The organism is Haladaptatus sp. ZSTT2, from assembly GCF_037081775.1.
Lineage (GTDB): Archaea > Halobacteriota > Halobacteria > Halobacteriales > Halococcaceae > QDMS2.
In genome coordinates this window covers 855,710-879,885 of record NZ_JBAMHQ010000001.1, presented here as the reverse complement: position 1 = coordinate 879,885, position 24,176 = coordinate 855,710, and the positions used below count along the sequence as shown (strand labels likewise).

The 24,176-nt window shown below is 61.2% G+C and carries 31 protein-coding genes and 2 tRNA genes; 16 read left to right on the top strand and 17 right to left on the bottom strand.

Annotation, left to right across the window (positions count from 1 at the left end):
- Nucleotides 1-180: 180 nt before the first annotated feature.
- Nucleotides 181-1,512, top strand: coding sequence for a nickel pincer cofactor biosynthesis protein LarC (larC, locus tag V5N13_RS04825; RefSeq protein WP_336359844.1), 1,332 nt, complete (start codon nt 181-183; stop codon nt 1,510-1,512).
- Here larC and V5N13_RS04820 read toward each other — a convergent pair.
- Nucleotides 1,509-2,249 (bottom strand): hypothetical protein, encoded by a 741-nt coding sequence (locus V5N13_RS04820; RefSeq protein ID WP_336359843.1) that lies wholly within the window; start codon nt 2,247-2,249, stop codon nt 1,509-1,511. The genes larC and V5N13_RS04820 overlap by 4 nt on opposite strands.
- Nucleotides 2,250-2,323: 74 nt before the next feature.
- Between V5N13_RS04820 and radB the strand changes: the two genes are divergently transcribed.
- Nucleotides 2,324-3,019 carry a DNA repair and recombination protein RadB gene (gene radB / locus V5N13_RS04815; RefSeq protein WP_332899721.1) on the top strand — a complete coding sequence of 232 codons (696 nt, stop codon included), beginning with the start codon at nt 2,324-2,326 and terminating at the stop codon, nt 3,017-3,019.
- A gap of 103 nt (nt 3,020-3,122) precedes the next feature.
- On the opposite strand, the gene V5N13_RS04810 is transcribed toward radB, so the two are convergent.
- The gene (locus V5N13_RS04810; protein ID WP_336359842.1) at nt 3,123-4,265 is read right to left on the bottom strand and encodes a CBS domain-containing protein; all 1,143 of its coding nucleotides are present in this window, start codon (nt 4,263-4,265) and stop codon (nt 3,123-3,125) included.
- 96 nt (nt 4,266-4,361) lie between these two features.
- Between V5N13_RS04810 and V5N13_RS04805 the strand changes: the two genes are divergently transcribed.
- Nucleotides 4,362-4,679, top strand: coding sequence for a lycopene cyclase domain-containing protein (locus V5N13_RS04805; protein ID WP_336359841.1), 318 nt, complete (start codon nt 4,362-4,364; stop codon nt 4,677-4,679).
- On the opposite strand, the gene crcB is transcribed toward V5N13_RS04805, so the two are convergent.
- On the bottom strand, nt 4,668-5,018 hold the full coding sequence (gene crcB, locus V5N13_RS04800) for a fluoride efflux transporter CrcB (RefSeq protein WP_336359840.1): 351 nt from the start codon (nt 5,016-5,018) through the stop codon (nt 4,668-4,670). The genes V5N13_RS04805 and crcB overlap by 12 nt on opposite strands.
- A complete protein-coding gene (locus V5N13_RS04795; protein ID WP_332899713.1) occupies nt 5,015-5,419 on the bottom strand; it encodes a CrcB family protein in 405 nt (134 codons plus the stop codon). The genes crcB and V5N13_RS04795 overlap by 4 nt, the downstream gene beginning before the upstream one ends.
- 142 nt (nt 5,420-5,561) lie before the next feature.
- Here V5N13_RS04795 and V5N13_RS04790 point away from each other — a divergent pair, with 142 nt between their 5' ends.
- Nucleotides 5,562-5,747 carry a hypothetical protein gene (locus V5N13_RS04790; RefSeq protein WP_336359839.1) on the top strand — a complete coding sequence of 62 codons (186 nt, stop codon included), beginning with the start codon at nt 5,562-5,564 and terminating at the stop codon, nt 5,745-5,747.
- Between the two features lie 12 nt (nt 5,748-5,759).
- Here the strand turns inward: V5N13_RS04790 and V5N13_RS04785 are convergent, their stop codons facing one another.
- Nucleotides 5,760-6,446 carry a cupredoxin domain-containing protein gene (locus V5N13_RS04785; protein ID WP_336359838.1) on the bottom strand — a complete coding sequence of 229 codons (687 nt, stop codon included), beginning with the start codon at nt 6,444-6,446 and terminating at the stop codon, nt 5,760-5,762.
- A gap of 138 nt (nt 6,447-6,584) precedes the next feature.
- Between V5N13_RS04785 and V5N13_RS04780 the strand changes: the two genes are divergently transcribed.
- A complete protein-coding gene (locus V5N13_RS04780; protein ID WP_336359837.1) occupies nt 6,585-6,794 on the top strand; it encodes a dodecin family protein in 210 nt (69 codons plus the stop codon).
- Nucleotides 6,795-6,994: 200 nt separating this feature from the next.
- Here the strand turns inward: V5N13_RS04780 and V5N13_RS04775 are convergent, their stop codons facing one another.
- Entirely contained in the window at nt 6,995-7,426 is a 432-nt protein-coding gene (locus V5N13_RS04775) for a VOC family protein (protein WP_336359836.1), read from the bottom strand.
- A gap of 150 nt (nt 7,427-7,576) precedes the next feature.
- Between V5N13_RS04775 and V5N13_RS04770 the strand changes: the two genes are divergently transcribed.
- Nucleotides 7,577-7,795 carry a hypothetical protein gene (locus V5N13_RS04770; protein ID WP_336359835.1) on the top strand — a complete coding sequence of 73 codons (219 nt, stop codon included), beginning with the start codon at nt 7,577-7,579 and terminating at the stop codon, nt 7,793-7,795.
- A 2-nt stretch (nt 7,796-7,797) separates the two neighbouring features.
- Here V5N13_RS04770 and V5N13_RS04765 read toward each other — a convergent pair whose 3' ends face one another.
- Nucleotides 7,798-8,430 carry a hypothetical protein gene (locus tag V5N13_RS04765; protein WP_336359834.1) on the bottom strand — a complete coding sequence of 211 codons (633 nt, stop codon included), beginning with the start codon at nt 8,428-8,430 and terminating at the stop codon, nt 7,798-7,800.
- 164 nt (nt 8,431-8,594) lie between these two features.
- Nucleotides 8,595-8,669: transfer RNA gene (locus V5N13_RS04760), tRNA-Val, on the bottom strand.
- A 246-nt stretch (nt 8,670-8,915) separates the two neighbouring features.
- On the opposite strand from V5N13_RS04760, the gene trpD reads away from it, so the two are divergent.
- From trpD to trpG, 4 genes are read left to right on the top strand one after another with little or no spacing between them, the layout of a single operon-like run.
- Entirely contained in the window at nt 8,916-9,926 is a 1,011-nt protein-coding gene (gene trpD / locus V5N13_RS04755; RefSeq protein WP_336359833.1) for an anthranilate phosphoribosyltransferase, read from the top strand.
- Nucleotides 9,923-10,564 carry a phosphoribosylanthranilate isomerase gene (locus V5N13_RS04750; RefSeq protein WP_336359832.1) on the top strand — a complete coding sequence of 214 codons (642 nt, stop codon included), beginning with the start codon at nt 9,923-9,925 and terminating at the stop codon, nt 10,562-10,564. The genes trpD and V5N13_RS04750 overlap by 4 nt, the downstream gene beginning before the upstream one ends.
- On the top strand, nt 10,561-12,111 hold the full coding sequence (trpE, locus tag V5N13_RS04745; RefSeq protein WP_336359831.1) for an anthranilate synthase component I: 1,551 nt from the start codon (nt 10,561-10,563) through the stop codon (nt 12,109-12,111). The genes V5N13_RS04750 and trpE overlap by 4 nt, the downstream gene beginning before the upstream one ends.
- Complete coding sequence (gene trpG / locus V5N13_RS04740) at nt 12,108-12,677, top strand: anthranilate synthase component II (protein WP_336359830.1); 570 nt, start codon at nt 12,108-12,110, stop codon at nt 12,675-12,677. The genes trpE and trpG overlap by 4 nt, the downstream gene beginning before the upstream one ends.
- Here trpG and V5N13_RS04735 read toward each other — a convergent pair.
- Nucleotides 12,674-12,847 (bottom strand): hypothetical protein, encoded by a 174-nt coding sequence (locus V5N13_RS04735; protein WP_336359829.1) that lies wholly within the window; start codon nt 12,845-12,847, stop codon nt 12,674-12,676. The two genes, trpG and V5N13_RS04735, sit on opposite strands and share 4 nt — an antisense overlap.
- A gap of 422 nt (nt 12,848-13,269) precedes the next feature.
- Between V5N13_RS04735 and V5N13_RS04730 the strand changes: the two genes are divergently transcribed.
- Nucleotides 13,270-16,356, top strand: a complete 3,087-nt coding sequence (locus tag V5N13_RS04730) for an adenosylcobalamin-dependent ribonucleoside-diphosphate reductase (RefSeq protein ID WP_336359828.1) — start codon at nt 13,270-13,272, stop codon at nt 16,354-16,356.
- A 29-nt stretch (nt 16,357-16,385) separates the two neighbouring features.
- Here the strand turns inward: V5N13_RS04730 and V5N13_RS04725 are convergent, their stop codons facing one another.
- The 5 genes from V5N13_RS04725 to V5N13_RS04705 form a co-directional block, all read right to left on the bottom strand.
- Nucleotides 16,386-16,880 (bottom strand): hypothetical protein, encoded by a 495-nt coding sequence (locus V5N13_RS04725; RefSeq protein WP_336359827.1) that lies wholly within the window; start codon nt 16,878-16,880, stop codon nt 16,386-16,388.
- Between the two features lie 111 nt (nt 16,881-16,991).
- On the bottom strand, nt 16,992-17,288 hold the full coding sequence (locus V5N13_RS04720; protein WP_336359826.1) for a hypothetical protein: 297 nt from the start codon (nt 17,286-17,288) through the stop codon (nt 16,992-16,994).
- Nucleotides 17,289-17,294: 6 nt separating this feature from the next.
- Complete coding sequence (locus V5N13_RS04715; protein WP_332899698.1) at nt 17,295-17,570, bottom strand: ArsR/SmtB family transcription factor; 276 nt, start codon at nt 17,568-17,570, stop codon at nt 17,295-17,297.
- Between the two features lie 47 nt (nt 17,571-17,617).
- Nucleotides 17,618-19,099 carry a molybdopterin-dependent oxidoreductase gene (locus tag V5N13_RS04710; protein WP_336359825.1) on the bottom strand — a complete coding sequence of 494 codons (1,482 nt, stop codon included), beginning with the start codon at nt 19,097-19,099 and terminating at the stop codon, nt 17,618-17,620.
- A 3-nt stretch (nt 19,100-19,102) separates the two neighbouring features.
- A complete protein-coding gene (locus tag V5N13_RS04705; protein ID WP_336359824.1) occupies nt 19,103-19,552 on the bottom strand; it encodes a hypothetical protein in 450 nt (149 codons plus the stop codon).
- Nucleotides 19,553-19,676: 124 nt separating this feature from the next.
- Between V5N13_RS04705 and V5N13_RS04700 the strand changes: the two genes are divergently transcribed.
- The gene (locus tag V5N13_RS04700; RefSeq protein WP_332899695.1) at nt 19,677-19,796 is read left to right on the top strand and encodes an HVO_2523 family zinc finger protein; all 120 of its coding nucleotides are present in this window, start codon (nt 19,677-19,679) and stop codon (nt 19,794-19,796) included.
- Nucleotides 19,797-19,801: 5 nt separating this feature from the next.
- On the opposite strand, the gene V5N13_RS04695 is transcribed toward V5N13_RS04700, so the two are convergent.
- Nucleotides 19,802-20,449: a TVP38/TMEM64 family protein gene (locus V5N13_RS04695; protein ID WP_336359823.1), complete on the bottom strand. Its 648-nt coding sequence runs from the start codon at nt 20,447-20,449 to the stop codon at nt 19,802-19,804.
- A gap of 79 nt (nt 20,450-20,528) precedes the next feature.
- Here V5N13_RS04695 and V5N13_RS04690 point away from each other — a divergent pair, with 79 nt between their 5' ends.
- Entirely contained in the window at nt 20,529-20,888 is a 360-nt protein-coding gene (locus V5N13_RS04690) for a DUF5830 family protein (protein WP_336359822.1), read from the top strand.
- Here the strand turns inward: V5N13_RS04690 and V5N13_RS04685 are convergent.
- Nucleotides 20,872-21,864: a DUF7115 domain-containing protein gene (locus V5N13_RS04685; RefSeq protein ID WP_336359821.1), complete on the bottom strand. Its 993-nt coding sequence runs from the start codon at nt 21,862-21,864 to the stop codon at nt 20,872-20,874. The genes V5N13_RS04690 and V5N13_RS04685 overlap by 17 nt on opposite strands.
- 93 nt (nt 21,865-21,957) lie before the next feature.
- On the opposite strand from V5N13_RS04685, the gene V5N13_RS04680 reads away from it, so the two are divergent.
- Both V5N13_RS04680 and V5N13_RS04675 read left to right on the top strand, forming a co-directional pair.
- Nucleotides 21,958-22,108: transfer RNA gene (locus tag V5N13_RS04680), tRNA-Met, on the top strand.
- 496 nt (nt 22,109-22,604) lie between these two features.
- Nucleotides 22,605-23,174, top strand: a complete 570-nt coding sequence (locus V5N13_RS04675) for an arsinothricin resistance N-acetyltransferase ArsN1 family B (protein ID WP_336359820.1) — start codon at nt 22,605-22,607, stop codon at nt 23,172-23,174.
- A 230-nt stretch (nt 23,175-23,404) separates the two neighbouring features.
- Here the strand turns inward: V5N13_RS04675 and V5N13_RS04670 are convergent, their stop codons facing one another.
- Nucleotides 23,405-23,629 carry a DUF7543 family protein gene (locus V5N13_RS04670; RefSeq protein ID WP_336359819.1) on the bottom strand — a complete coding sequence of 75 codons (225 nt, stop codon included), beginning with the start codon at nt 23,627-23,629 and terminating at the stop codon, nt 23,405-23,407.
- A 79-nt stretch (nt 23,630-23,708) separates the two neighbouring features.
- On the opposite strand from V5N13_RS04670, the gene V5N13_RS04665 reads away from it, so the two are divergent.
- Nucleotides 23,709-24,170, top strand: coding sequence for a hypothetical protein (locus tag V5N13_RS04665; protein WP_336359818.1), 462 nt, complete (start codon nt 23,709-23,711; stop codon nt 24,168-24,170).
- Nucleotides 24,171-24,176: the final 6 nt, after the last annotated feature.

Genomic DNA, 24,176 nt, shown 5'->3' with positions numbered 1-24,176 from the left:
ATTTTCACGTTCAGGGAGATGCGTATACTCTGTCGTGGATGGCGATATGCTTTTTGCTCCCAGCACTCACGGCGTATCACGTTTTCGCCTGATGGCGAAAGGATGCGCGACGGGTCTGACATGCGTCTGACATCGGGCCGAGACCGGGTGTTTTTCTCCGTGCCCTTCGTCCTCTCGCATATGCGAACAGTTGCGTTCGACGGACGAATGGGCGCGAGCGGCGATATGCTCCTCGGAGCGTTGCTCGCCGCGGGCGCAAACGAGGCTGCCCTCGCCCCCGTCACCGAGACACTCGACATCCGCTATGACTGCCACATCGTCGATAAAAACGGTATCGCGGCGACGAAGGTGGACGTGTTGCTCACAGACGAGGACGCACGCCGCGCCCACGAGGACGCAGAGGGCTACGACCACGGCGAGGGGCACAGCCACGATCACACGCACGCGCACGACCACGGGCACACGCATGAACACAGCCACCCTCACGACCACAGCGACGACCACACGCACGCAGAAGGCGCAGGCCCGAACCGAACCTACGCCGAGGTCATCGACATTGTCGAGAGCATGAACCTCTCCGCGTTCGTCGAGGCGGACGCGAAAGCCGTCTTCCGCATCCTCGGTGAGGCAGAGGCAACCGTCCACGACGCCCCGCTCGAAGACACCCATTTCCACGAAGTCGGCGCGGATGACGCCATCGCGGACGTGGTCGGCGCGTGTCTTCTCATTGCCGACCTCGCCCCTGACCAAGTGCTGACGACGCCGCTCGCTGTGGGCGGCGGTGAAGCCGACATGGCCCACGGCACCTACCCCATTCCAACGCCCGCTGTGGTCGAAATCGCCGCGCAAGCCGACTGGGAACTGCAGGGCGGCCCCGTCGAAGCCGAACTGCTCACGCCGACCGGCGCGGCGATTCTCGCCCACTTCGCCCGCGGAATCGATTCCCTGCCTGCGATGAATCTCGAACAGTCGGGTTACGGGGCGGGCGGTTGGACGTTCCCAGAGCGGCCGAACGTCCTGCGCGCGCTCGTCGGTGAGGCTCGTGGTGGCCTCGTCCCCGAAGCCATCACCGTCCTCGAAACGAACCTCGACGACGCCCCGCCCGAGGTGCTCGGCGGCCTCCAAGAGACGCTCACCGCCGTCGGCGCACGCGATGTGAGTATCGTTCCCGTCACGATGAAGAAGGCTCGGCCCGGCCACCTCGTGAAGGTCATCGTTCGCGCCGAGGAAGCCGCCCGAGTCGCCCAGAAACTCGCAGAAGAGACGGGAACGCTCGGTATCCGAGAGATGGTCGCTCGCCACCGCTGGACGGCAAAACGCCGCTTCGAAACCGCCACACTCGACATCGAGGGCCATTCCTACGAAGTCTCGGTCAAACTCGCAAGCGACGCAGACGACACGCTCTACGACGTGAGCGCGGAGTACGATGACGCGGCCCTCGTTGCGGAGAAAACGGGTCTCCCAATCCGTGAAATCATGCGCCGGGCAGAGGCTGCGGTCAGGGACGCTTAATCCCGGTCGTTCAGCTGCTGGCGGTGTTCTTCGAGGGCTTCTTCGATGGTCAGTTCGCCCGCCGCAACCCGTCGGGCGAGTTCCTCGCCTATCGCGCGATTCTCGGGTGACTGTTCGCGCGACCGCGTTTTGATGACCTGTAACTCGCCAGCCGTCGGCTCGATGGTTCGCTCGGTGATGCGTTCGCCCGAGAGGTGGGCGATGTTGATGGCGGCGATGACGTCGCCCATCCCGCGCGCGCCCGTCCCGAGATACGGCGTCGTGCCGGTTTCGTCAACGAGTTCGATGGGAATGCCATCGAGGTCGTCAATGAGTCGTGTACCCTGCAGTCGAGCGCCGTCACCGATTCTGACGAGCGGGTCTACAGCTCCCTCGAGCTCCGCCAAAATAATCGCCGCCGCTTGGGCGAGCGGGACGTGGAACGTGGCGATGACTATATCGCCGTTCAACACCGCGATACCGGGGCGTTCACCGGGGTCAATCCCAACAATCGTGCGTCCGCCGCCGCTTCGCATGAGGGCGAGGGCTTCTTCGACGGCGTGCCGGCACTCGTCTGGTTTCGCGCGGACGACGGTCACGGGCGTCTCGATTTCGTCGTCTGCGCCCGTGATGACGACGTTCGTGTTCTCGGGGAACTCGTCGCCGGGTTCGATGGTGGTAAACTGCACCCCGCGCTCGCGCAGTTCTGCGACTGCCTCGTGATACACTTCGAAGTCAGTTGTGGCGACGACTATCACTCCCTCCTTCTCCGCGCCGCAGGTGACTAAATCCTTCGGCAGACCGGACCCTTTTTGCTGAAGACGGCGAAAGGATGGGTGTGTCAAACGCGCCCGTTCCGACCGGCTGTGGCCCCGTCGATACTCTCCTCGGCGGCGGCTTTGAGCGCGGCACCGTCACGCAACTGTACGGCCCGCCGGCCGCCGGGAAGACCAATCTCGCGCTCGCCGCGGCCGTCGAAACAGCCGCCGCCGGACGGACGGTGCTCTACATCGATACGGAAGGCCTCTCCATCGACCGATTCCAACAACTGGCGAAAGCCAAGGGCGAAGACGTTTCTGACCTCGCCTCGCGCATCATCATCTCAGAAGCCCACGATTTCGCAGAACAGGAAGCCGCCGTCAGAGACGCGACCGACCTCGCCTCGCGTGCAGACCTCATTGTCCTCGACAGCGCGACCGGCTTCTACCGCTTAGAACGGACGACCGAAGAAGAAGGTGAGTCGCTGAGAAAAGTCGCGCGCCAGATGACGCACCTACTCTCGCTCGCCCGCAAACACGACCTCGCCGTCGTCATCACGAATCAGGTGTTCACTGACCCGGACGGCGACTCGGCGCGCCCGCTCGGCGGCCACACGCTCGCCCACTGGACGGGCACGGTGCTCCGCCTTGACCGATTCCGTGGCGGCAACCGTCGAGTCACCATCGAGAAACACCGCGCGAAACCGACCGGTGAAACGGCGCGCTTCCAGATTACCCAAGACGGGCTTGTCGGCGTAGACGAGTTGTAAAACGGAAGTATCGCACCCGAAAGCGACTGAGTCGCGTTCGGCCTTTTTCATGCAAGTTTTTCAAGGAGCGGTGCGCGAAGCGCACCCGACGAAGAAAAAGTTGCTATAATTCGCCGAGCTTCCGCAGCAACTGCCCTTTGTAGATTTCGTCAGAACGCATGTCTTTCATCTCGATGACGTTGCGTTCGAGCTTGTCGAGGGCGACGTAGAAGGCGTTCTCTGCACCGTAGCCTTCGCCGGAGCCAGCGACCTGCCCACGATCTGACCGAATCCGAATCTGGCACTGGATGAGCGGCGTGCCGCGGAGTTTCTCCTTGTGCTCGTGGAAGCGAACGTGGGCGTGATGGACGGTCATCCGCTGGTACTTCTGGATGACGGCTTCGATGCTTTCGCGAATTTCGTCGCGGCTCAGCGTTTCGAGCAGGTTGATGTTGGTGATTTGGACGTCTAAGTGTTCTTCCTCCGTGTAGGATAGTGCGCGGAGCACGTCGGTTTTGGTTAGGACGCCAGCGATGAGGCGGTCGTTCTCTTCTGGCGTGACCACGAGGCCTGCGTAGTTGTTTTCGAGCATTCCAGAGACGGCGTCACGAACCGACGCGCCGAGCGTAATCGTCCGCACGGGGCTGTTCATGATGTCGTAGACGGGGAGGTCGAGCATGCGCTCTATGTCGCCAGAGCGCTCGCCAAGGGTGGCTTTGTTCATGTCGCGGACGACGAAATCGACGATGTCGTGGGTCGTCACCATCCCAGTGAGATGACCGTCGTCATCGACCACGGGGAGACGCGAGACGCCGTGTTCGCGCAGGAGGTTGATGGCCTGCCCGACACGGTCTGACTCGTGGACGGTGACGGTGTCGTCGGTGTAAATCTGGTCAACAGTAAGCACGTCCAGATTTTCGAGGACGGCTTCTAAGATAGCATCCGCGGTGACGATGCCCCAGAGAGCGTCGTCTTCGAAGACGGGGGCGACTTTCGTCCCGCCTTCGACGAGCATCCGCGCGACATCGCGGATGTTGGTCGTTCGTTCGACTTTCGGGGCAGATTTCATCAGCGCGGCCACTTTCGTCGAGTCTTCGACGTGTGACTGGAGCAACTCGCGCTGGGTCACAAGACCGGCGTATTCGTCGCCGTTCGTGACGATGATACCCTTTGGGTTCTCCCGTTCGAAAATTGACCGCACTTTACTCAGTCGCTGGTCGACGTCGACCTCGACAAAATCGTTAGTGGCAATGTCAGCAATATCCATCAATTGTCCCCAATATGGTAGAGGGGCGCAGCCCTAATGAAAACTAGGGCTAATCCGGCGACAAGACCTTTATCATGCGAGTACCTATCACACCGGATGATGCCGAACATTGGTGTGTTCGGGCCGTATACATATCTTTTCACAGAACTGCTCTGGGGAGTGGTCGCGCTCGCGCTTCTCTGGTACTCAAATGCGTGGCGCGACGCCGCGCGAACCATCGCGGTTCTCTATCCGTTTGCGTACGTCTGGGACTGGTATACGCTCACTGTGGGTGTGTTTTCGATTCCGCTCAGAACCGGCATCGACCTACTTGGCATTCCCGTCGAAGAACACATCTTCATGCTCATTGTCCCCGCGATGGTCGTCGGGGCACACGAAACGCTCAAAAAACGCTTCGGCAGCTCAGAGGAGTGAGGCGACGAGCCAGCCGAGGCCAATCGCCGCGAGACAGGCGAGAAGGCTCCCTCCGGCGTTCATCGCTGCCCGCAGCCGGTGGCCGCGCTCCCACAATAAGCTTGTTTCGACCGAGAACGACGAAAACGTCGTGAATGCCCCACACGCGCCGGTTCCGACGAGGAGCATCGCGTCGTCAGACACGCCGACGAACGTGAGCGTCCCGAGGACGAAACTCCCGATGACGTTCACGGTGAGCGTGCCGTATGGGAGTCGACCTTCGGGCACGCGCCCGGCGACGAGAAAGCGCGCCATCGCCCCGAATGCGCCGCCAATCCCGACGAGATACGCGGGATTCACATTTCCACCTCCTTCGTTCCGATGCGCGCGCCGGGCAGTGATTTTGCGACCAGCCGTCCCACGAATACCGCCGCGAAGCCGAGCGCGTAGTTCGCCACCACGTTCACGAGCGCGAGTTCGGGCGACAGCGCCGTCTGCACCGCGAACGTCGAGTACGTCGTGAGCGAGGAGAGAAACCCAGTCGTGATGGCGAGGCGCATCGGTCCGGAGAAGACGCCAAGAAACCGCTGTTCGTAGACGAAAAAGCCGAGCAACAGACTCCCCACCACGTTCACGACGAGGGTGCCCGGAAGCCCCGGCAGCACCGTACTCGTCGCATAGCGCAGGTTCGCCCCGGCGAAGCCACCGAGCGCGATGAGCGCCAGGGCCTCAACCGTGGCGAGCGGGTGGTCTCGACTCATACACCTACCCGTGACTTGTGCGAGTCGAGTATAAGGATGTAGTGAAGTTGATAGCTCATCCAATACTGTCAAGTGGATAAACAGACAACGCTACCATATCGCAAATGCCCTCCTCCCGGCTGCCCTTCTGGAGGTGCCCGCTATGCAGGTGCTCCCAGCTGATGGGCTGGCATCGTGGTTCGTATCGCTCGGGCCGGGTATCGAAGCCATCTCGCTCACCGCGGTACAGTGGAGCAGTTACGCTGGCGCTCTTCTCGTCATCTCGCTGCTCGCCGCCTTCGGGTACAAAAGTGCAATTCGCCGTTTCGACCGCTACACCATCACGTAAGGTTGGCCACCGCTATTCGTGCTGGTCGAACGCCTCACGGGTCAGTTCGTTGTACCGTTCGAACTCCTCGCGGGCGCCCGCCGGGAGGTCGTCTTGTGGTGGGGCCATCGCTGGCTCAGCGTCGAGGTCGGGCGTACCAACGATGACGCGTCCGACCATCCCAAACGTCTCGTGTGGCGTGCAGAAGTAGTCGTAGACGCCCTCTTGCTCGAAGGTCACCGCGAACGTCTCACCGGGGTCGCTGATGAGTGGGCTTCGCCACGGGGCTGTGCCTGCCGGGATTCGCGCTGGCTTGCCGTTGTCCGGGTGGTATGCCACCGTGTCGTGGACGCTGTTGACCAGTTCCCACGTCACCGTTCCGCCGGGGACGATGTGGACGACGTGGGGCAGGAAGTGGAAGCCGTTTTCTCCGACCATTTCAACGGTCACACTCGCCATTGGCTCGCCAATCTGGATGTCGCCGTGGGCGTATGTATCCTCGTCGCCCTCGCCATCCATGTGGCCGTCGTCCATATGCTCGTCATCCATGTGCTCGTCATCCATGTGCTCATCGTCGAGGTCGTCGCCGGTTGCATCCGTGGTCGTGGTTCCTCCGGGTTCGCCCGGAGTCGAAACACAACCTGCGAGACCAACAGTGACGACCGCACCGGCCGCTTTGAGGTAGCGTCGGCGTGTCGAGGTCGATTGTCGTGCGTCCATACTAGTACTAAGGTCACCAACGAATGAGCACTCTTTGGTGAATCTCACATTCTGAGACCACGACGTCCGTAATACCGCCCGATTTATCAATTTCTGTTAACACATTTTATCTCCGTTTCGGTCGAACTAGAACGGGCGATGACCGCTGTTAAAATCATCAAAGTGCTTGGCACATCGAGCGAATCGTGGGAAGCCGCCGTCAAAGAAGCCGTCAAACAGGCCGCCGCGTCGGTCGATGACATCCACGGCGTCGAAGTCGAAGACTGGACGGCAGACGTAGAAAACGGAGAGATTGTGAACTACAAGGCAACCGTCGAGATTGCCTTCCCGGTCCACCACGAGCTGTAGACGCGGGAGTTCACCGCCGCACTGTTTTATTCGGCTTGCACACCCGACACACTCACCGCGTCATCGTTAGGCGTGTGCTGGGCTGGGGGCGGGGCTGTGGCCAGTCTGTCGCGTTCGATTTCGAGGGCGGCAAAAACGTGTTCGTGAATCATGGTGGTTTGTGAATCGATTCAGGTAGCGGGTGGTGCGTGGCGTTTGCCTTACTGCGATTCGGGCGGCTGGAAGAACAACAGCTCGTTGCCCTCCATATCGCTCGCGATGGCTTCCGTGCCGTAGTCTTGTTCCGTCGGCTCCGAGACGAACTCGACGCCGCGTTCTTTCAGGTCCTCGTAGGTCGCCTGACAGTCATCGACCGAGAACGCCAGCATCGCGTTGTTCCCGACGAGCGGGCGGAGTTTCTCCTCGTCGCGGCCGTCGAACCAGCCAATGGCCTGCAGCGCGATTTCGACGTCTTGGCCGGGCACGCCGACCGTAATCCACCGGTCGTCGCTGTCGTTGTCCATCATCGGCATGTCCATCTTCTTCTCGAAGCCGAGTTTCTCGGTGTAAAACTCGAGGGCGGCTTGCTGGTCAGCGACGACTAACGAGACGTGTGTGAGTGCTGAAATATGGCTTGTTTGGGTCTTGCTCATGGGTTGTTTTCCTCCACGTAATTGGTACGCTGGAACGGGGGTTATTCGTGCGCATAGCGCGGAGTGAAAGTGAAATTCACGGGTGGTGATTTCGAGCATGTCAAACGCACCCAAAAACACTTACTGGTTCGTGTCAATCTCGCTACCAAGATGTTCGACGTTAAAGTCCCACCGTACGGGTTTGCTCGCATTACCCTCGCGTTCTGGGGATACGTCGCCGTGGCGCTCGGTATCACGCTTGTGGTCCACGAGCTTGGCGTGCCAACTAACTTGGCCGTTTACGTGTTCATCGAGGTTGGCGCGCTGCTCTTTCCGGTGTTTCTCCCGCTGTTTCGGCGGTTGATGCCGGGTGGGAAGGGTGGGGAGTGAACTCACTGCTTTTCATACCACTCATCTCTCAGCACTCTTTCTGGTCCACAAATTAGTAAGAAGTTCACGTCACACTCGATGGAATTCTCTGTTTCCGTAGTCAGTGAAAGAGGCCACATTAGACCCTGATACGGGTAGGTATCACCTCGTGCTGTCGCCCGTACTGATTGAACAAGGTGACTTCGCCGCCCCCAATTTTCAGTAGAAGTGCCGCCTTTGAATCTAACTTCTCCGATTTCGCCGACAACCTCGATATATGTCTGATTATCAATTTCACTTTCAAATGGTTTTGTCTCAACCTCACAAGAAAACCGATACAGTTGACCAGTTTCCAATTCGTTTTTGTTCACTTCAGATATATCTGGTATTTCGTCATCAGAAAGAATCTCATTGGCCAATTTCTTGGCTTTAAACATCTCCTTATCAAAATTGATGCTATGAATCTCTGCTTCAGTCAACTCTCCAGTAAAGCCACTCGAAATTTGAGTAAGAAATGCACCTAATTTCCCACTAATAGTTCCAGTCTTACGGGACCTTTCTTCTACTGTTATCTGATCCACGTCGCCAAATAACTCCGAATATACCTGCTCTACACCACCCCTAGATGCGTACATGACGTGTTGATAATCAGCCATACTCCCCACAACAAGTCAACGATAATAAATGTTGATTTGGTTCTGGAAATGTCTGCTATACTCGAGGAGATTTGAACCACGGTCGCTGCTCGCTCCCTGGTTTAAGCTGCCCTCACATTACGATTACAGACGGCGCTCGAAGGTTGAGCGCCGTCAGAAAGTAGTGGGTTCGGGCAGATTTGAACTGCCGATCTCCTCCATGTCAAGGAGGTGTCATAACCAGCCTAGACCACGAACCCTTGCTGGTGTGCTTCTGTCTGCATTCCTTCGTAACCCGCCGGGGTAATTGAAGGTTTCGAATCGGGAACGAAAACACCGCCGCCGGGATGCGTTTTTCTCCCACACGGTGAACCAACGGGTTTCGGGCGTCTCGACGGAGCGCTTCTCCAATCGTGATTGTGCTCCCGCACGCTCGAAATGGCGACACTGTTAAGTGGATGTACGAATTTGTACATTGCAAGACAAAGAAGTACATTGGTGATATCATGAGGGAATTTATCGAGCGTGTGACGGAGGGTGAGGATTTGACCATCGAACAGGCCAGAGAGGCGGCAACGGCCGTCTTTAACGGCGCGACGGAGGCGCAGATGGGCGCACTGCTCGCGGCGCTCCGGGCCAAAGGCGAGACCGAAGATGAAATCGCGGGCTTCGCACAGGGGATGCGCGACGCGGCGTTGACCATCGACCCCGAGCGAAACGGCAAACCGCTCGTCGATACGTGTGGGACTGGCGGCGACGACTACAACACCATCAACGTCTCCACGACGAGCGCGGTCGTGGCCTCGGGTGCAGGTGTCGCTATCGCAAAGCACGGCAACTACTCGGTCTCCTCGTCGTCGGGGAGCGCGGACGTGCTCGAAACCCTCGGCGTGAACGTCGAGGCGGAACCAGCGGATGTTGAGAAGGCCATCGAAGAAAACGGGATTGGCTTCATGCTCGCGCCGGTGTTCCACCCGGCGATGAAGGCCGTCATCGGCCCGCGCCGGGAACTCGGCATGCGCACCATCTTCAACGTGCTCGGCCCGCTCACCAACCCCGCCGGAGCCGACGCACAGGTCATCGGCGTCTACGACCCCGACCTCGTTCCCGTCATCGCGCGCGCCCTCTCGCGTATGAACGTGGAACGCGCCCTCGTCGTCCACGGCTCCGGCCTCGACGAAATCGCCATCCACGGCGAAACCGTCGTCGCCGAAGTCACGGGCACCGAAATCGAGGAGTACACGCTCACACCTGCCGACCTTGGACTTGACTCATACCCAATCGAGGCCGTCGCCGGAAGCACGCCCGAAGCAAACGCCGCGGACTTCGAAGCCATCGTCTCCGGTGAACTCACCGGCGCGAAACGCGACATCATTCTCGCAAATGCGGGCGCGGCCATCTATATCGCCGGCGCGGCAGAGACCCTCAAAGACGGCGTGGCCCTTGCTCGCGAGTCCATTGACTCGGGTGCCGCGCTGGAAAAACTGAACGCGCTGCGACAGACCGTGGTGGCATGACGCGGGTGAAAATCTGCGGGCTTACGACCGAAGCCGACCTTCGCGCCGCGGTCGAGGCGGGTGCGGACGCCGTTGGGTTCATCTCGGACGTACCCGTCGAGACGCCGCGCGAAGTTTCGACCACTGAGGCCGGTAACCTCGCGGCCGCCACGCCACCGTTCGTCACGAGCGTGCTCGTCACCATGGCCGACTCCGTCGAACGAGTCTGCACGCTCGTCGCGCGCGTCGAACCCGACGCAGTGCAACTGCACACGCTGCTCTCGCCCGATGCTGTCAGTGAAATCCGCGAGCGAACCAACGTCACGGTCATCCAGCGCATCGAAGCAGACGATGCGCGCGTGCCCGAGCACGCCGCCGTCGCAGACGCCCTCCTCGTCGATTCGGTCGATGCCGCCGGTGCTGGCGGAACCGGAACCACCGCGGATTGGAGCAAAACGAGCACCCTCGTCGCAGAGATTGACGCGCCAGTCATCCTCGCGGGGGGCCTCTCGCCCGAGAACGTCGCCCGCGCAATCGACGAGGTTTGCCCCTTCGCCGTCGATGTAGCGAGCGGCGTCGAGAAAGCAGGCGGCGTGAAAGATCACGAGATGTTGGACGCCTTCGTCCGCGCGACCCACCGGCAGGTGACCGCCCAATGATGCGTTCGCTCACCCGTGAGGAGTTCATATCGCTCGCCGCAGACGACCGCCCGGCCGTGCTCCGGCTTGCGGTCTCCCTCGACTGTTCGCTCGACCCACTTGCTGCCTACGCAGAACTCGCAGACGGCTCCCATTCGTTCTTGCTCGAAAGCGCAGAGAAGGTCGCCTCAAGCGACCCGGCCGGGGCGTTCTCTCCGGAGACGACCGACCGCCACGCGCGCTACTCGTTCGTCGGCTACGACCCCGACGGCGTCGTGTCGATTGGCCCGGACGGAGCCGAGGTCGAACAGTTCGAAAACGCGCTCGCAACGCTCGCAGCCCCCGGCGAAGGCGACGTGCTCGATTCGCTGCGCGAGACGCTTCCAGACCTCCCGCTCAAGGGGTTCCCGAAAGCGGGCCGCCAACACCTGCAGGGCGGTCTCGTCGGTTTCCTATCGTACGATGCGGTGTATGACCTCTGGCTGGACGAGGTGGGCGTCTCCCGCCCCGAAAGCTCGCTTCCGGACGCACAATTCGTCTTGACGACGAAAACGGTCGTATTCGACCACGCAGACGACTCCGTGTCACTTGTGTTCACGCCGGTTGTCACTCCCGACGCCGACGCCGGAGACCTCTACGACGAACTCGCCGCCGAAGCGAGTGCCGTAGAATCGCGCCTGCAAAACGCAACCCCGGTCGAGACGGGCAACTTCGTCTGCCGCGCAGAGCACGCTGGCCCGCGCGATGAGTACGAGGCCGCCGTCGCCAAGGCAAAAGAGCACGTCCTCGATGGCGACATCTACCAGGGCGTCATCTCGCGAAAGCGCGAACTCGAAGGAGAGTTCGACCCGAAGACGCTCTACGCCTCGTTGCGCGAGGTCAACCCGTCGCCGTACATGTACCTCTTGCGCGCAGACGACCTGAGCATCGTCGGCGCGAGCCCAGAAACCCTCGTCTCGGTGAGCGGCGACACCGTCGTGAGCAACCCCATCGCGGGGACGTGCGGGCGCGGGGGCAGCCCCGGCGAAGACCGCCGGCTCGCCGGTGAGATGCTCGCAGACGACAAGGAACGCGCCGAACACACGATGCTCGTCGATTTGGCGCGCAACGACGTTCGCCGAGTCGCAGAACCCGGCTCGGTTCGCGTAGAAGAGTTCATGAACGTCCTCAAGTACTCCCACGTCCAGCACATCGAGAGCACGGTCACGGGGACGCTCGCGCCCGAGTTCGACGCCTTCGACGCGACGCGCGCGTCGTTCCCCGCCGGAACGCTGTCTGGTGCGCCGAAGGTGCGGGCGATGGAGATTATCCACGACTTAGAAGCCGGGCCGCGCGGCCTCTACGGCGGCGGCGTCGGCTACTACTCGTGGACGGGCGACACCGACTTCGCCATCGTCATTCGGACTGCGACCATTGAACACGGCGACCCAGACCGGTTGACGATTCAGGCCGGTGCGGGTATCGTTGCTGACTCAGACCCCGTAAGCGAGTTCGAGGAGACCGAAAAGAAGATGGGTGGCGTCCTCGCCGCGATTGAGCGGCTCGAACCCGCGGAGGTGAAGCCATGACCGACGTACTGTTCGTCGATAACTTCGATTCCTTCACCTACAATTTAGTCGAGTATGTGAGCACGAACGCGGACACCAAAGTCGTGAAAAACACCGCGTCGCTCGCGGAAATTCGCGCCGCAGACCCCGACGCAATCGTCTTGAGTCCGGGGCCGGGCCACCCGAAAAACGACCGCGACGTGGGCGTGACCCGCGACGTACTCCGTGAGCTGAGTCCCGACATACCGACGCTCGGCGTCTGTCTCGGTCTCGAAGCCGCGGTGTACGAGTACGGCGGCGAGATTGGCCGCGCGCCGTTCCCCGTCCACGGCAAAGCCTCTGCCATCACTCACGACGGACAGGGCGTGTTCTCGGGACTGCCACAGGCGTTTCGCGCTGGCCGCTACCACTCGCTCGTGGCCACGTCAGTGCCCGAGTGTTTGACGGTGACCGCCCGCTCAGACGACGATTTGGTCATGGGCGTGCGCCACGAAGACTACCCGCTCGAATGCGTCCAATTTCACCCAGAAAGCGTGCTCACCGAACACGGCCACGACGTTATCCGGAACTTTCTCGCCGCGATTTAGAGGAAAATACCGACAATCCAGAGCGCGCCGATGATGGCGATTGCGATGAGAATGAGTTTCCACGCGACGTGGAGCAGGATGCGCCCGACGAGAACGATTGCCGCGAGCAAGACAAGCGTTAACAGAATCGTCGGCGGCGAGGTGAGTCCTTCGACGAGGAACGGTTGCATATCGTGAATTATGAGATGGCGACGGTTAATCGTATTGGGCGACGCCGCGATTGGCGGTCGCTCGCTCAGCGCGATGTGACACCTCGATGAACCCGGCCTGAACCCCCCATTGTTTCTGCTGAACCGCCGCCTCACTCGGCCGGTTTTTCTGCATCGCTTCCACTTTCACTCCGGTCTGGACAGTGTTATTAGTCTCTCTCGCTTACCAGTATTTGACCGTAGAATCAGCAACATCACCCTTGCTGGGGATGTAAACTAAACAGCTGAGTTACAACTTTCCAGGTAGCCTGAAAATCGCGAATGCCAAAGGGTTATTTGGGTGGACTCAGTACAAAATCGCCGTTACAAATGTCGTGTATGACGCCACACTCTGAAAGTCGTATCGCCCGGCAGAGAACGCCTGCCGGCTGTCGAGGGGAACTATGAGCCGCGCGAACCTCTCCGCCGACGAGATTACCCTGCCCATCAAGCGCACGGATGGGGAGACTCTCGCAGACCGGATGACCACAAACGCGTATAACAACATTCTTCCGGCTCGATATCTCCGCAAAGACGCGAACGGGGAGCTTATCGAGACCCAAGAAGACCTGTTCGTCCGCGTTGCGAAGAACATCGCGCTCGCAGAAGCCGTCTACGAGGCAGACAACCTCGGCCTCGAACTGACGGTTCGCCCCGAGCAACTGAAACCACGCCACCCACGCCGCGACGAACTCGCCGCAGAAGTGTTCGGCGAGGGAACCACCGCCGCCGACGACGTCGAAACGCAACTCACCGAGTTCAACGTCAACAAGTTCGACTACGACACCGTCGTCCCCGAACTTCCAGCAGGCGTACAGGAGAAAGTAGAGTCGGTACGCGCCGAGTTCCAAGACCTTATGGAGCAACTCAGCTTCATCCCGAACTCCCCGACGCTCATGAACGCGGGCGACGAACTCCAGCAGCTCTCTGCGTGTTTCGTTGACTCGCCCGCGGACGACCTCACTGACATCCACAAAACCGCCATGGAGGCCGCAGAGGTCTTCCAGTCGGGCGGTGGCATGGGCTACGCCTTCTGGCAACTTCGTCCGTACGGTGACGCGGTTGGCTCCACGGGAGGAATCGCCTCCGGGCCAATCACGTTCATGCGCACGTTCGACCAGATGTGCGAGACCATCGCGCAGGGTGGCACCCGCCGCGGTGCCCAGATGGGCGTCATGCGCGTCTCGCACCCGGACGTCATCGAGTTCCTCCACGCGAAGAACAAGGACGTCTCGCTCGCGGTCACGCTCCGCCTGAACGACCCGGACGACTACACGTACACGAGCTTCAACGAAGCGCTCGAAGAGGCCCGCTCGCTCATCGACGAGGAAGGCCGCGTGCCAAAGCACCTCCGCAACGCCGTCGAGGGCCACCTCTCTAACTTCAATATCTCCGTGGGCGTCACGGACGGCTTCATGGAGGCACTCTACAACGAGGAGGACTTTGTCTTCACGAACCCACGCACAGAAGAGCCACACATCGCCACCGAGGAGACCAAGGAGATGTACGACCGCTACGACCTCGGTCACTACGTCACCCCCGGCGAAGTGCTCAAGATTCCCGCGGTCGAAATCTGGGACCACATCATCGACGGCTCGTGGGAGAACGGCGAACCCGGCGTCATCTACTTAGAGCGCGTCAACAAGGAGCACTCCTTCGACGTCGACAAGCACCCCGACCACCAGATTCTCGCCACCAACCCGTGTGGCGAACAGCCACTGGAGGAGTACGAAGCGTGCAACCTCGGCCACATCAACCTCTCTACAATTGCCGAGTTCGACGCCCCCGACTGGCGCGTCTGGCACGCGGAGAACGGCGAGAACTTCGACTCGACCGAGGAAGCCATGGACGCGTTCCTCGCGGACGCCATCGACTGGGACGAGTTCGACCACCGCATCGAGTGGGGGACGCGCTTCTTAGAGAACGTCGTCACCATGTCGGACTTCCCGGTGCCGAAAATCGAGGAGAAAGTCCGCAACATGCGCAAAATCGGCCTCGGCGTCATGGGCCTCGCGCAACTCTACATCCAACTCGGCATCCGCTACGGCTCTGAGGAGGGCAACGAACTCGTCCGCCAGCTCATGATGCACATCAACCACGGGTCGAAGTGGGCCTCCCACGAACTTGCCGAGGACCGTGGCGCGTTCAACGACTGGGGCGACTCGAAGTACGCAGACCCCGTCGAATACCGCGACTGGTTCGAACACCACACCGGCCTCTCGGCCGACGAGTGGGCCGACGGCTTCTCGATTCGCAACCACAACACGACGACCGTCGCGCCAACGGGCACGACCTCGATGGTCGGCAACACCACGGGCGGCATCGAGCCAATCTACAACGTCGCCTACTTCAAGAACGTCTCCGACGACGTGCAGGGCGACGAGATGCTCGTCGAGTTCGACGACTACTTCCTGCGCGTGCTTGAGGCGAACGACATCGACGTAGACGCCGTCCAAGCCGAAGCCGTAGAACAGATGCAGAACAACGCCTTCGAGGGCGTCACGTCGCTCTCGACGGTGCCTGACGCGATTGGCGAACTGTTCGTCGTCACCGCAGACCTCGCAGGCCTCGACCACGCGGGCGTCCAGTGCGCCGCACAGGCCGGCGTTGACTCCGCCATCTCGAAGACCTGCAACTTCCCGAACTCCGCGAGCAAAGCGGACATGGACGAGGTGTACCGCTACATCTACGACCACGGCGGGAAGGGCGTCACCGTCTACCGCGACGGCACCCGCAGCAAGCAGGTGCTCACCACCCGCGCGAAGAACGCAGACTTCGCCGACGACGACGAAGCCGCAGAGGCCATCGTTGAGCAGATCACCGAGGTGTTCGGCTCGATGGACGAGTTCCTAGACCACGAGGAAGTCAAGGCGGCGTTCAACGCGCAACTCGACTCCATCGCCACGGCCGCGGCGAACGGCAACCTCTACGCCGAGAAGCGCGCGCGACCGGACGTCCTCTACGGCGTCACCCAGCGCATCTCGACGGGCTACGGCAAGCTGTACGTCAACATCAACGAAGACGAACAGGGCCGTCCGTTCGAGTTGTTCGCGAACATCGGTAACTCCGGTGGGTTCACCGCAAGCTTCACCGAGTCGCTCGCAAAGACCGTCTCGACCGCGCTCCGGTCGGGTGTCGACCCAGAGGAGATTGCGGGCGAACTGAAAGGCATCCGCTCACCGAAGATTGCGTGGGACAAGGGCGAGCAGATTCAGTCCATCCCGGACGCCATCGGCACGGCGATGCGCCGGTATCTCGACGGCGAAATCGACAAGGCTTACCCACAACAGCGCAACCTCGCGGAGATTGCAGAGGAGAGCGCGCCTGCAGCGGACGCAGATGAGGTGGACGCAGAAAGCGACGACGACGCAACCCAGTCGCTCATCGACGCGGGCGAGAGCCCAGAGTGTCCCGACTGTGGGTCGATGACGCTCTACTTCTCTGAAGGCTGCAAGACCTGCGAGTCCTGTGGCTGGTCTGAGTGCAGCTAAACAAAAACTAGCGATTTTCGATTTTTTTCTCACTGCTTGACTGGCAAGAGCGGGCATTCGAAGAAGTTCGGCGGGTCGCCGGGGTTCGGTGACCCGGGCGTGATGGACAGGTGTCCAGCCTCGTACTCCGCGTGAACGTCGTCGTAGGATGTCAACACCGGGAGCGGATTGTGTGCGGCCAGCCCGGCAGCCGTCCACGTGGCAGTGTGGGTGTACCAGCGCCCGCCGTTGAACGCGGGGTTGCCGGGTGCCGCCTCCGCGACGGGAAGCTGGCCGGTCGCGCCGTTCGTGAAGGCGAACAGCTTGTCGAAGGAGTGGTCATTCTTGCCGTTCGAGCCGGGAATCGCGGCCGCGCCTTTCGTGCCCCAGGTCTTGCCGTCGCCGTAGAGCGACGGGCCAAAGTTCGGTTTGCCGGGGTTGGCTGCCGCGCTTCCCGCACTGAGTGCGAGTCCAGCGCTGAGGAGGGCCGTCGTTCTGAGGATGCGTCTGCGGGTCACAGTCGGGAGCGGTGTCTGTGTGGTCATTTCATCACCTCACTATGACTCGACGCAGAACGGAGGGATAGCGATTTTTCAAGATTCACACCGAGTTGTTCTAGAATTGCTCGCAAGTGGGAACTGCGGAAAACAGGGACCTCACTTCACCGTGACCCACGTCAGGAAGACGAGCGCGACGAACTGCAGTGCGCGCAGGACGGCGACTGCGCCTTGGACGGTCGGGTCTGAGCCGTAGAACATCTGCATGGTAAAGAAAAAATAGAGCGCGACAGCGTTCTCTACGAGCATCACCGCGCCGAAGGCGATGAGGCCGAGGATGGTGTTCGTCCGGAACGTCCGGTAGTTGCGCGCCCAGACGAAGGTGAGCGCCGCGAGCAGGATGATGTTGAGTCCCGCGAGGGTGCTTGCGATTAGTAGTTCAGTTCCCATTGCCATTGTGAGTCACTCCATTTGGTCGGTGATGCGCTCGAACGCATCCCAGTGGTGTTCGAATTGGTCGGTGAGGAAGTACAGCGCGCCGTAACCCTCGCCGCCCGGCTCGACGATCCCGTGCTCGATGAGCATATCGAGATGATGACGGATGGTGTTGTAGTCCACGTCAAGCTCCGTCGAGAGCTGATTCGCGTTGTGTGGGCGCTCAGCGAGGGCTCTGATGATGCGGACGCGGTTTGCGCCCCCTCGCATGCCCACGAACAAGTACCACAACACCTTTTCCATCGGTTTTCTGTATCGAGTTTACTTGTCGTCAACGGCAAAAGTCTCTCTCATTGGACGGTTCTCGAAACCCAGCCACTTGGCCCGTTCGGGAACGCGGGCAGTTCTTCGTTCGCCTGCACCGTCCCGTCGCCCGTGATGGCGCGCACTCGCACCCGGTGTTGGGAACCGGGGTGCTCGTAGGTGTACGACCACTGTCGCCACACGTCCTCGCCCGGCAGCGGCTCTGAGAGCGTGGCTTCCTGCCATCCATCGCCAGTGTTGACCTCGACCGCAGAGACGTCCATGAGTCCGGCGTAGGCGTGGCCAGCGACCGTCACCGTGCCGTCATCGTTCTGGGTTTCCACCCAGAGCTTTGCGACGATGTTGACGGGGCCGGTGCCGTGCCAGCCGCGCTCTTCCCAGTAGCCATCGACTGCCTCATCGAGGAACTCGATTTCGGTGAGCCATTTGACGTTGATTTCGCCCCAGTGGCCCGGAATGAGCACCCGGACGGGCGCGCCGTGCGAGCGGGGCAGCGGTCTGCCGTTCATCCCGTAGGCGAGGAAGCCGCGTCTGAGCGCCGCGATGGGGAACTGGACGTAGTAGCCGTCTCCCGCCCGGAGCATGGCACACTCACAGCCCGAATCGGTGATGACCTCGTCGAGCAGTGGGGCGAGGGGCGTCCCCGTCCAGAGTGCGTTGTCCATCTTCGTGCCGTTGAGCGAGTCGCCGACACACCGGAGCGTGATGAAGCGCTGTTCGACCGGGAGCGCGCGGATGTCGTCGTAGGTGAACGTTGCGTCCTCGGAGACGGCTCCCGTAAGCGAGAGCGTCCAGTTTTCAGGGGCCGTGTTCGGGTTCACCGCGGCGATGTCAACCTCGTAAAACGACGTGCTGACGAGGGGTTCGAGTCCCGACACGGGAAGCGATTTCGCTTCTGCTTCTGCCAGCATCGTCTCGATTTCTTGGTGCTGTGCTGCGGTGAGGCCGAGCGGTCGGTCGCTCGTGTCGTCGCCGCCGCGGTTGCCACCAACGACGTACGAGAGCACCGAGAAGCCCGCGACGCCTGCGATGGCGGTGAGCACGCGACGGCGTGCGGTGGCGTCCACTTCACTCGGTGGGACGCCGGGGCCGGTGAGCGCGAGGACGGCGCTCGCGGGAACCGCCGCGGCGAGGGCCAACACGGGTTCGCCGGTGAGGAGAGTCACGGCCGCCCACGTTAGTCCGAGCGCCACCGTCACCGAGACGAGCCCGCTTCGCTGTCGCCACCCAGTCGCCAGTGCTGCGGCTGAGAGGCACGCAATGAGGAGGACTGCGAGGGTTATGGCGGCGAGCAGGTTCAGTTTCTGGCCGATGTCGCCGAGGACGACGATGGCGAACGTCACGAGCGACGCGGGGGCCGCTCGTGAGAGCATCGCTTCGAGGGGCGCTCCCACGAATCCAGTCGTGAACCCGGCGGCGGCGTAGGAGCCAGCGATGGCTGCGACGCCTGCGAGTACCGCTCTGACAGCACCGACGCGAATGCGCTGTGATTGTGGGAGCAGGTTCATCGCTTAGCTCCGTACCCGAGCGATGACTAAGGCAATGCCGATGAGGGCGACGATGGCGACGCCGATTGCCGCCGTTGGCGAGAGCAGGCCACCGAGTGCGCCGGACTCCTCGCCCATGTCGTCACCCGAAGAGTCGTCTGCCATCTCTTCGTCGGTCATCTCATCATCCGTCATCTGGTCGTCGGTCATCTGGTCATCACTCATTTTGTCATCAGACATGTCATCATCCGACATATCGTCGCCGGACATATTGTCATCTGACATTGAGTCGTCGCTCATGTTGTCGTCCGACATGCCGTCGTCCATTCCATCGTCCATGCCGTCGTCGGTCATGTTGTCGTCAGTCATGTTGTCTTCTTGGGCGAACCCAGCGTCCGGGGCCGCCGCACCCGCGCCGATTGCGAGCGCGAGGGCAACGAGGACAACTGCCACTGAAGCTACGAGTTTTCGCATGATTCAGGTGAGCAAAGTCCTCGGGGTAAAATACCAATTTTTCAAACTCCGGACAAAGTTATTCTAGAATTGGGCCAAGGTTCGTGGCACAAGGCTCAAACCAACTGGCAACAAGACGACCTATATGGCAAACGCAGGTGGTCGGCCGTGCCCGCTCTGTGAGGAACCGATGTACCACCGCCACTGTAAGTACGTCTGCCCGAACCACGGCGTCATCTACGACTGCGCGGACACCTTCTGGTGACTGCGTTACTGTTTTGCGACGAACTGGCGATAGAGTGGCCCCACGAGGAGCGCCGTGGCGACCGCAACCGCGCCGAGGAGTAGGGGAAGCCCGATGCCCGCCACACCCTCTGTAGCAAGCGACTCCATCGAACTCCCCGCGAGAACACCCGCGACCGTCCACGGCAACTCCCCGACGAGCGTCCCGACGGCGAACGGCCAGAGACGCACGCCCGAAAGCCCGGCGCTGTAGGAGATGACATCCGTTGGAATGGGCACCAGCCGCGAGGCGATGACCCCGCGCGTCTCGCCCGTGGCGGTGAAAAACCGCGAGCCGACATCGCGGGCTTTTCCGAACAGGCCGCTGTCGGGGAAGTGACGGGCGAGCAAGAAGGGCGGAATCGCCGTGACGACGATGCCGACGAGCGCGATGGGCAGGCCGACTTCGATGCCGTAGACGTATCCAACCACGACGGAGATGGGCGTGACCGGCCACGCGACGAGCGGACGCAGGAGGTAGACGAGCGCGAGCACGCCCCCGAAGGCGACGGGGTCTGCAGCGAGGTGCTGGAAGCGAGCGAACACCTCGCGCGGCGAAATCACGAGCGAGACGACGACGAAAAAGCTCCCCACGAGGGCGAGTCCCACCAGTTGTCGTCGCGTCGCCCGCTCCATGTGCCGTTCTCCGCCGGAGTCGCGTAAACCAGTTGCGGCTCACCGTTTTCTTTTTCAGCCTCTCTCTCGAACTGCAACTGTGCCAGAACGCGATACGGTCGAACTCGGCGTCGAACTTCTCTCGAAACTCGAATTCGAGGAGCTGACGCTGGCCGAAGCACTCGACCGCATCGAGACCATCACGACGAATCCGGCGACCACCCGCGAGATTCTCGACGTCGCAGAGAGACGCGGCGTCATCGAACGCGAGGGAACGCTGCTCAAACCCCAAGGTGGCGACTACATCAAATTCGAGAGCGAAGTCATCACGAAAGAAGGCGAGTTCACCTGCCGACGCTGTAACGCGGCAATCACAACGGGCTACTTCATCAAGATGGATTCCGGCGAACTGGGGCCGTTTGGCTCCTCGTGTATCCGGAAGGTTACCGGCCGCGACTGAGTTCGTCGATGAGCTGTTCTAAGAGCACCTGTTGTTGTTCTAAGAGCGCGCTTTGCTGTTCGACGACGGCCGTCAGGTCTGCGAGTTGGGCCTGGACATCCGCACTGTCTGCGCTTGCCACGTCCGTGGGCGCGGCGGCTGGCTCCTGAATCGGCTCTGCCTCTGTCTCTTCGAACATCGACGTGGCCGTTGTGCCGCTCGTCGCCTGTGACTCCTCGGGTGTCTGGTCGGGAGTTGGGTCTGGCGGAGACTGGCTCGCGCTCCCACTTCCGAGTGGCTTCAGCCCGCTCTGTTCGAAGTTGGTATCTGCGCGTTCCGTCTCTGCATCCTCCTCCTCGTCGGGGGCGACGACCGTGTTGAACTCCGCGAGCGAAGCCACGTCGTAGAAGTCGAACAGTTCCTTTTCGAGCGTCTGTCGGACCACGCGGGCTTGCTCGTTCGGGCACTTGATGCGCTCTGGTCGCCCGTTTCGCTCGATGACGATGGACGTGGCGACGCTGCCGTCCTCGAACGAGAGGCCGGTGATGTCGGCAAAGGGATACTCCTCGAAATCTGCGTCCCAGACGGCCTGCCCGACGTGTTTCACCACGCGCTTGCTCGTGACGACGAAGGTGAGTTCGCTGAAGCGATACACCGCCGCGAGCGTCTCGTCGCCGTCCATGACGCCCGAGACCGAGAGGATGCCCGCCATGAGCGACTGCAAAATGTCGTCCGTGCGCTTGCCCGGGACGGTGAACGTCTCCTTGCCGTCGATGTACTCCAGTTCGAACTTGTCCTTGCGGCGGCCGCTCGCAATCGAGAGCCGTTCGACGTTGTGGCTGAACTCCTCGACCGTTTCGTCGCTCAAAAGCCCCTCCGCGCGGTAGACGAGCGTCCGGGTCAGGGTGATGTAGACGCGGTCGTCACCACCGAGGTGAACGCTGGCCGCGGCCTGCTCGTCCCCGAGGTGCTGGTTGACGAGGTCTGGCAGATTCATGGTACTTCATTCCACGGAACAAGTATAAAACCGCATGATGACTCGGGTGAAGATGAGAAGCTTAAAGAAGTCCCTCCTGCTACCAAAAAATGAGCCCGGGTGGCTTAGCTGGACATAGCGCCGCACTCATAGGGTTACGAGATTCGGTGCGGAGCCTTGGAAGCTCCCGACATGTTCCGGAGGCTTTGCCGAGCCTCTAACCTGGGACATGCGGAGATCGAGGGTTCGGAGCCCTCCCCGGGCATACATTTTGATTCCGTCGCTCACTCTGTGAGCGACAAGCTCCTCAAAATGTATGCACATCACGGCGACGAACCCGTAGGCTGGACGCGAACCGGGTGAGCGTCCAGTAGGGAGCAGCTTGCTGCGACTGAAGTTCGGTAGCCCTCCCCGGGCACTTTTCACTTACGCGACTCACTCTCGTGAGTCGTAACTCCGTGAAAAGCTGGCCGGTAGACGCGGAGAACCCGTAGGTATCACGTGAGCGAAGCGAACGTGATGCAGGGAGCGGAAGCGACCGTGGTTCGGCAGCCCTCCCCGGGAACTGATTCACTGCAATCGTCGCTCACTCCCGTGAGTCGCACCCTAGTGGAGAAAGTGGGGCGTGTCTCGTTGGTTACAGTTCGCCGTAAGCTAGGTGTTCGCGGGTGGTGGGACACCAAAGACTACTCGCCTAGACCAGTAGTCGAAACACTCGCCTGAACCTGCGATTTTTCTACCTCCCGCGTGTCCCTGAGAGCATGCACATACGCCTCGCCACGCCGGATGATGCGCCGGGGATTCGCACCATCTACGCGCCCATGGTGCGCGAGACGACGGTCTCGTTCGAGACAGAGCCGCCCACGGAAGCAGAACTCAGCAACCGAATCGAGGAGACACTGCCGAGCCATCCGTGGCTCGTCTGTGAGGGCGAAGACGGTTCCATTCTCGGCTACGCCTACGCGGGTATGCACAACTACCGCGACGCCTACCAGTGGACGGTGAACGTCTCCGTCTATATCCACGAGGACGTTCGCGGTCAGGGGCTTGGCCGCAGGCTCTACGAGGCGCTGTTTGCCGTTCTCCACGAGCAAGGATTCGTCTCTGCGTTCGCCATCATCACCGTCCCGAACGAGCCGAGCGTCGCCCTCCACGAGGCGTTCGGCTTCGAGCGCGTTGGCGTCATCACGGAGGCGGGCTACAAACACGGTCGCTGGAACGACGTTGAATGGTGGAAGCTCAGACTCAGCGAACCGAGCGACACCCCGGAACCCCCGCGCTCGCTCGACCAGCTTCCGGCAGCCGACCTGAAACGCGCACTTGCGTCGTAAGCTGGCCCGCTTAGGTGCGGTGCGTCGCTGTCGCGCAGTCACGTCCTGCACACTACCGATACTATTTCGCCACCAACCACCACATGGCGGCCGTAGAACTAATGATGGATGGGTTACGCTTCTGACTACCTTTATTACGCTATGTGCTGAATAGAAACTTGGCGCGGGAGATTCACTTGTTATACTTACCCCACTAACAACCCTTTCCCCCCCTTCTCCCGCGTTCACTCTTATACGTCGTACATCGCTTGCCACTCACCGACGAGTTCGAGCGCCTCGCGTTCCGTTTCGACGAGTTCGTGTTTGTACGCCTCGCCTTCTGGGGCCTGAATCAGTCGGTCGAACGAGACGGCCCAGTTGCCACCCCGCGTCTGGCGCAGGCTGATGGTCGCGTAGTCGTCGTCGCGTCGCCATTCGCGTTTGTCGCCAATCGGTGTGCCTTCTGCCCAGCTCATAGCGCTGCATAGGGGGTGACTAACCTAAGCCCCTCGAAAGCGCGGCACGCTCTTTAGGCCCCTCGCCGTACCCTCGTTCATGCCCTCGCACCCTGACGATTATCGCGTCGTCCGGTCGATTGCCGTGACCGCGAGCGATGTCGTGATGGCCCACGAGGCAAACCAGTCACGCCGCGACCAGCGAGCGGTGATTCGACTCACCCCGCCGTTCAACGGGCGGATGCGTGCAAGACTGCATCTCGTCCGGGAAGGCGATGCCTACCAGCCACCCGAACCAGCACCCCTCCATATCGACCCGGAGGCACTCATCGACGCCGCCCCGCCGTACCCGCACGCAGAAGATACGGAAACGGCACTTCGGGCAGAAAGCGACACACAGTACACGGTCGAAGAACACTACGAGCGCCATCGCGCAGCCGTTGATGCGTGGCGCACGGCCGTCTTGAGTCGGCTCAAAGAGACAGTCACGCTCGTTGGTAGGCACGGCCAGCACACGGTCGATGTGAAAGTTCTTGGAGATGAATCTGGACTTTCGAAATGACGACTT

Bases quoted from the DNA above. Each gene is read 5' to 3' on its own strand.
- V5N13_RS04685 (WP_336359821.1), bottom strand. From the start codon at position 21,864: ATGAATCTGCCAGACCTCGTCAACCAGCACCTCGGGGACGAGCAGGCC.
- V5N13_RS04795 (WP_332899713.1), bottom strand. From the start codon at position 5,419: ATGAGTCGAGACCACCCGCTCGCCACGGTTGAGGCCCTGGCGCTCATC.
- V5N13_RS04725 (WP_336359827.1), bottom strand. From the start codon at position 16,880: ATGACCACACAGACACCGCTCCCGACTGTGACCCGCAGACGCATCCTC.
- V5N13_RS04715 (WP_332899698.1), bottom strand. From the start codon at position 17,570: ATGGAAAAGGTGTTGTGGTACTTGTTCGTGGGCATGCGAGGGGGCGCA.
- larC (WP_336359844.1), top strand. From the start codon at position 181: ATGCGAACAGTTGCGTTCGACGGACGAATGGGCGCGAGCGGCGATATG.
- V5N13_RS04720 (WP_336359826.1), bottom strand. From the start codon at position 17,288: ATGGCAATGGGAACTGAACTACTAATCGCAAGCACCCTCGCGGGACTC.
- trpE (WP_336359831.1), top strand. From the start codon at position 10,561: ATGATGCGTTCGCTCACCCGTGAGGAGTTCATATCGCTCGCCGCAGAC.
- V5N13_RS04670 (WP_336359819.1), bottom strand. From the start codon at position 23,629: ATGAGCTGGGCAGAAGGCACACCGATTGGCGACAAACGCGAATGGCGA.
- V5N13_RS04730 (WP_336359828.1), top strand. From the start codon at position 13,270: ATGAGCCGCGCGAACCTCTCCGCCGACGAGATTACCCTGCCCATCAAG.
- trpD (WP_336359833.1), top strand. From the start codon at position 8,916: ATGAGGGAATTTATCGAGCGTGTGACGGAGGGTGAGGATTTGACCATC.
- V5N13_RS04790 (WP_336359839.1), top strand. From the start codon at position 5,562: ATGCAGGTGCTCCCAGCTGATGGGCTGGCATCGTGGTTCGTATCGCTC.
- radB (WP_332899721.1), top strand. From the start codon at position 2,324: ATGGGTGTGTCAAACGCGCCCGTTCCGACCGGCTGTGGCCCCGTCGAT.
- V5N13_RS04705 (WP_336359824.1), bottom strand. From the start codon at position 19,552: ATGCGAAAACTCGTAGCTTCAGTGGCAGTTGTCCTCGTTGCCCTCGCG.
- V5N13_RS04735 (WP_336359829.1), bottom strand. From the start codon at position 12,847: ATGCAACCGTTCCTCGTCGAAGGACTCACCTCGCCGCCGACGATTCTG.
- V5N13_RS04700 (WP_332899695.1), top strand. From the start codon at position 19,677: ATGGCAAACGCAGGTGGTCGGCCGTGCCCGCTCTGTGAGGAACCGATG.
- V5N13_RS04780 (WP_336359837.1), top strand. From the start codon at position 6,585: ATGACCGCTGTTAAAATCATCAAAGTGCTTGGCACATCGAGCGAATCG.
- V5N13_RS04775 (WP_336359836.1), bottom strand. From the start codon at position 7,426: ATGAGCAAGACCCAAACAAGCCATATTTCAGCACTCACACACGTCTCG.
- V5N13_RS04665 (WP_336359818.1), top strand. From the start codon at position 23,709: ATGCCCTCGCACCCTGACGATTATCGCGTCGTCCGGTCGATTGCCGTG.
- V5N13_RS04675 (WP_336359820.1), top strand. From the start codon at position 22,605: ATGCACATACGCCTCGCCACGCCGGATGATGCGCCGGGGATTCGCACC.
- V5N13_RS04695 (WP_336359823.1), bottom strand. From the start codon at position 20,449: ATGGAGCGGGCGACGCGACGACAACTGGTGGGACTCGCCCTCGTGGGG.
- trpG (WP_336359830.1), top strand. From the start codon at position 12,108: ATGACCGACGTACTGTTCGTCGATAACTTCGATTCCTTCACCTACAAT.
- V5N13_RS04710 (WP_336359825.1), bottom strand. From the start codon at position 19,099: ATGAACCTGCTCCCACAATCACAGCGCATTCGCGTCGGTGCTGTCAGA.
- V5N13_RS04765 (WP_336359834.1), bottom strand. From the start codon at position 8,430: ATGGCTGATTATCAACACGTCATGTACGCATCTAGGGGTGGTGTAGAG.
- V5N13_RS04770 (WP_336359835.1), top strand. From the start codon at position 7,577: ATGTTCGACGTTAAAGTCCCACCGTACGGGTTTGCTCGCATTACCCTC.
- V5N13_RS04785 (WP_336359838.1), bottom strand. From the start codon at position 6,446: ATGGACGCACGACAATCGACCTCGACACGCCGACGCTACCTCAAAGCG.
- V5N13_RS04810 (WP_336359842.1), bottom strand. From the start codon at position 4,265: ATGGATATTGCTGACATTGCCACTAACGATTTTGTCGAGGTCGACGTC.
- V5N13_RS04750 (WP_336359832.1), top strand. From the start codon at position 9,923: ATGACGCGGGTGAAAATCTGCGGGCTTACGACCGAAGCCGACCTTCGC.
- V5N13_RS04805 (WP_336359841.1), top strand. From the start codon at position 4,362: ATGATGCCGAACATTGGTGTGTTCGGGCCGTATACATATCTTTTCACA.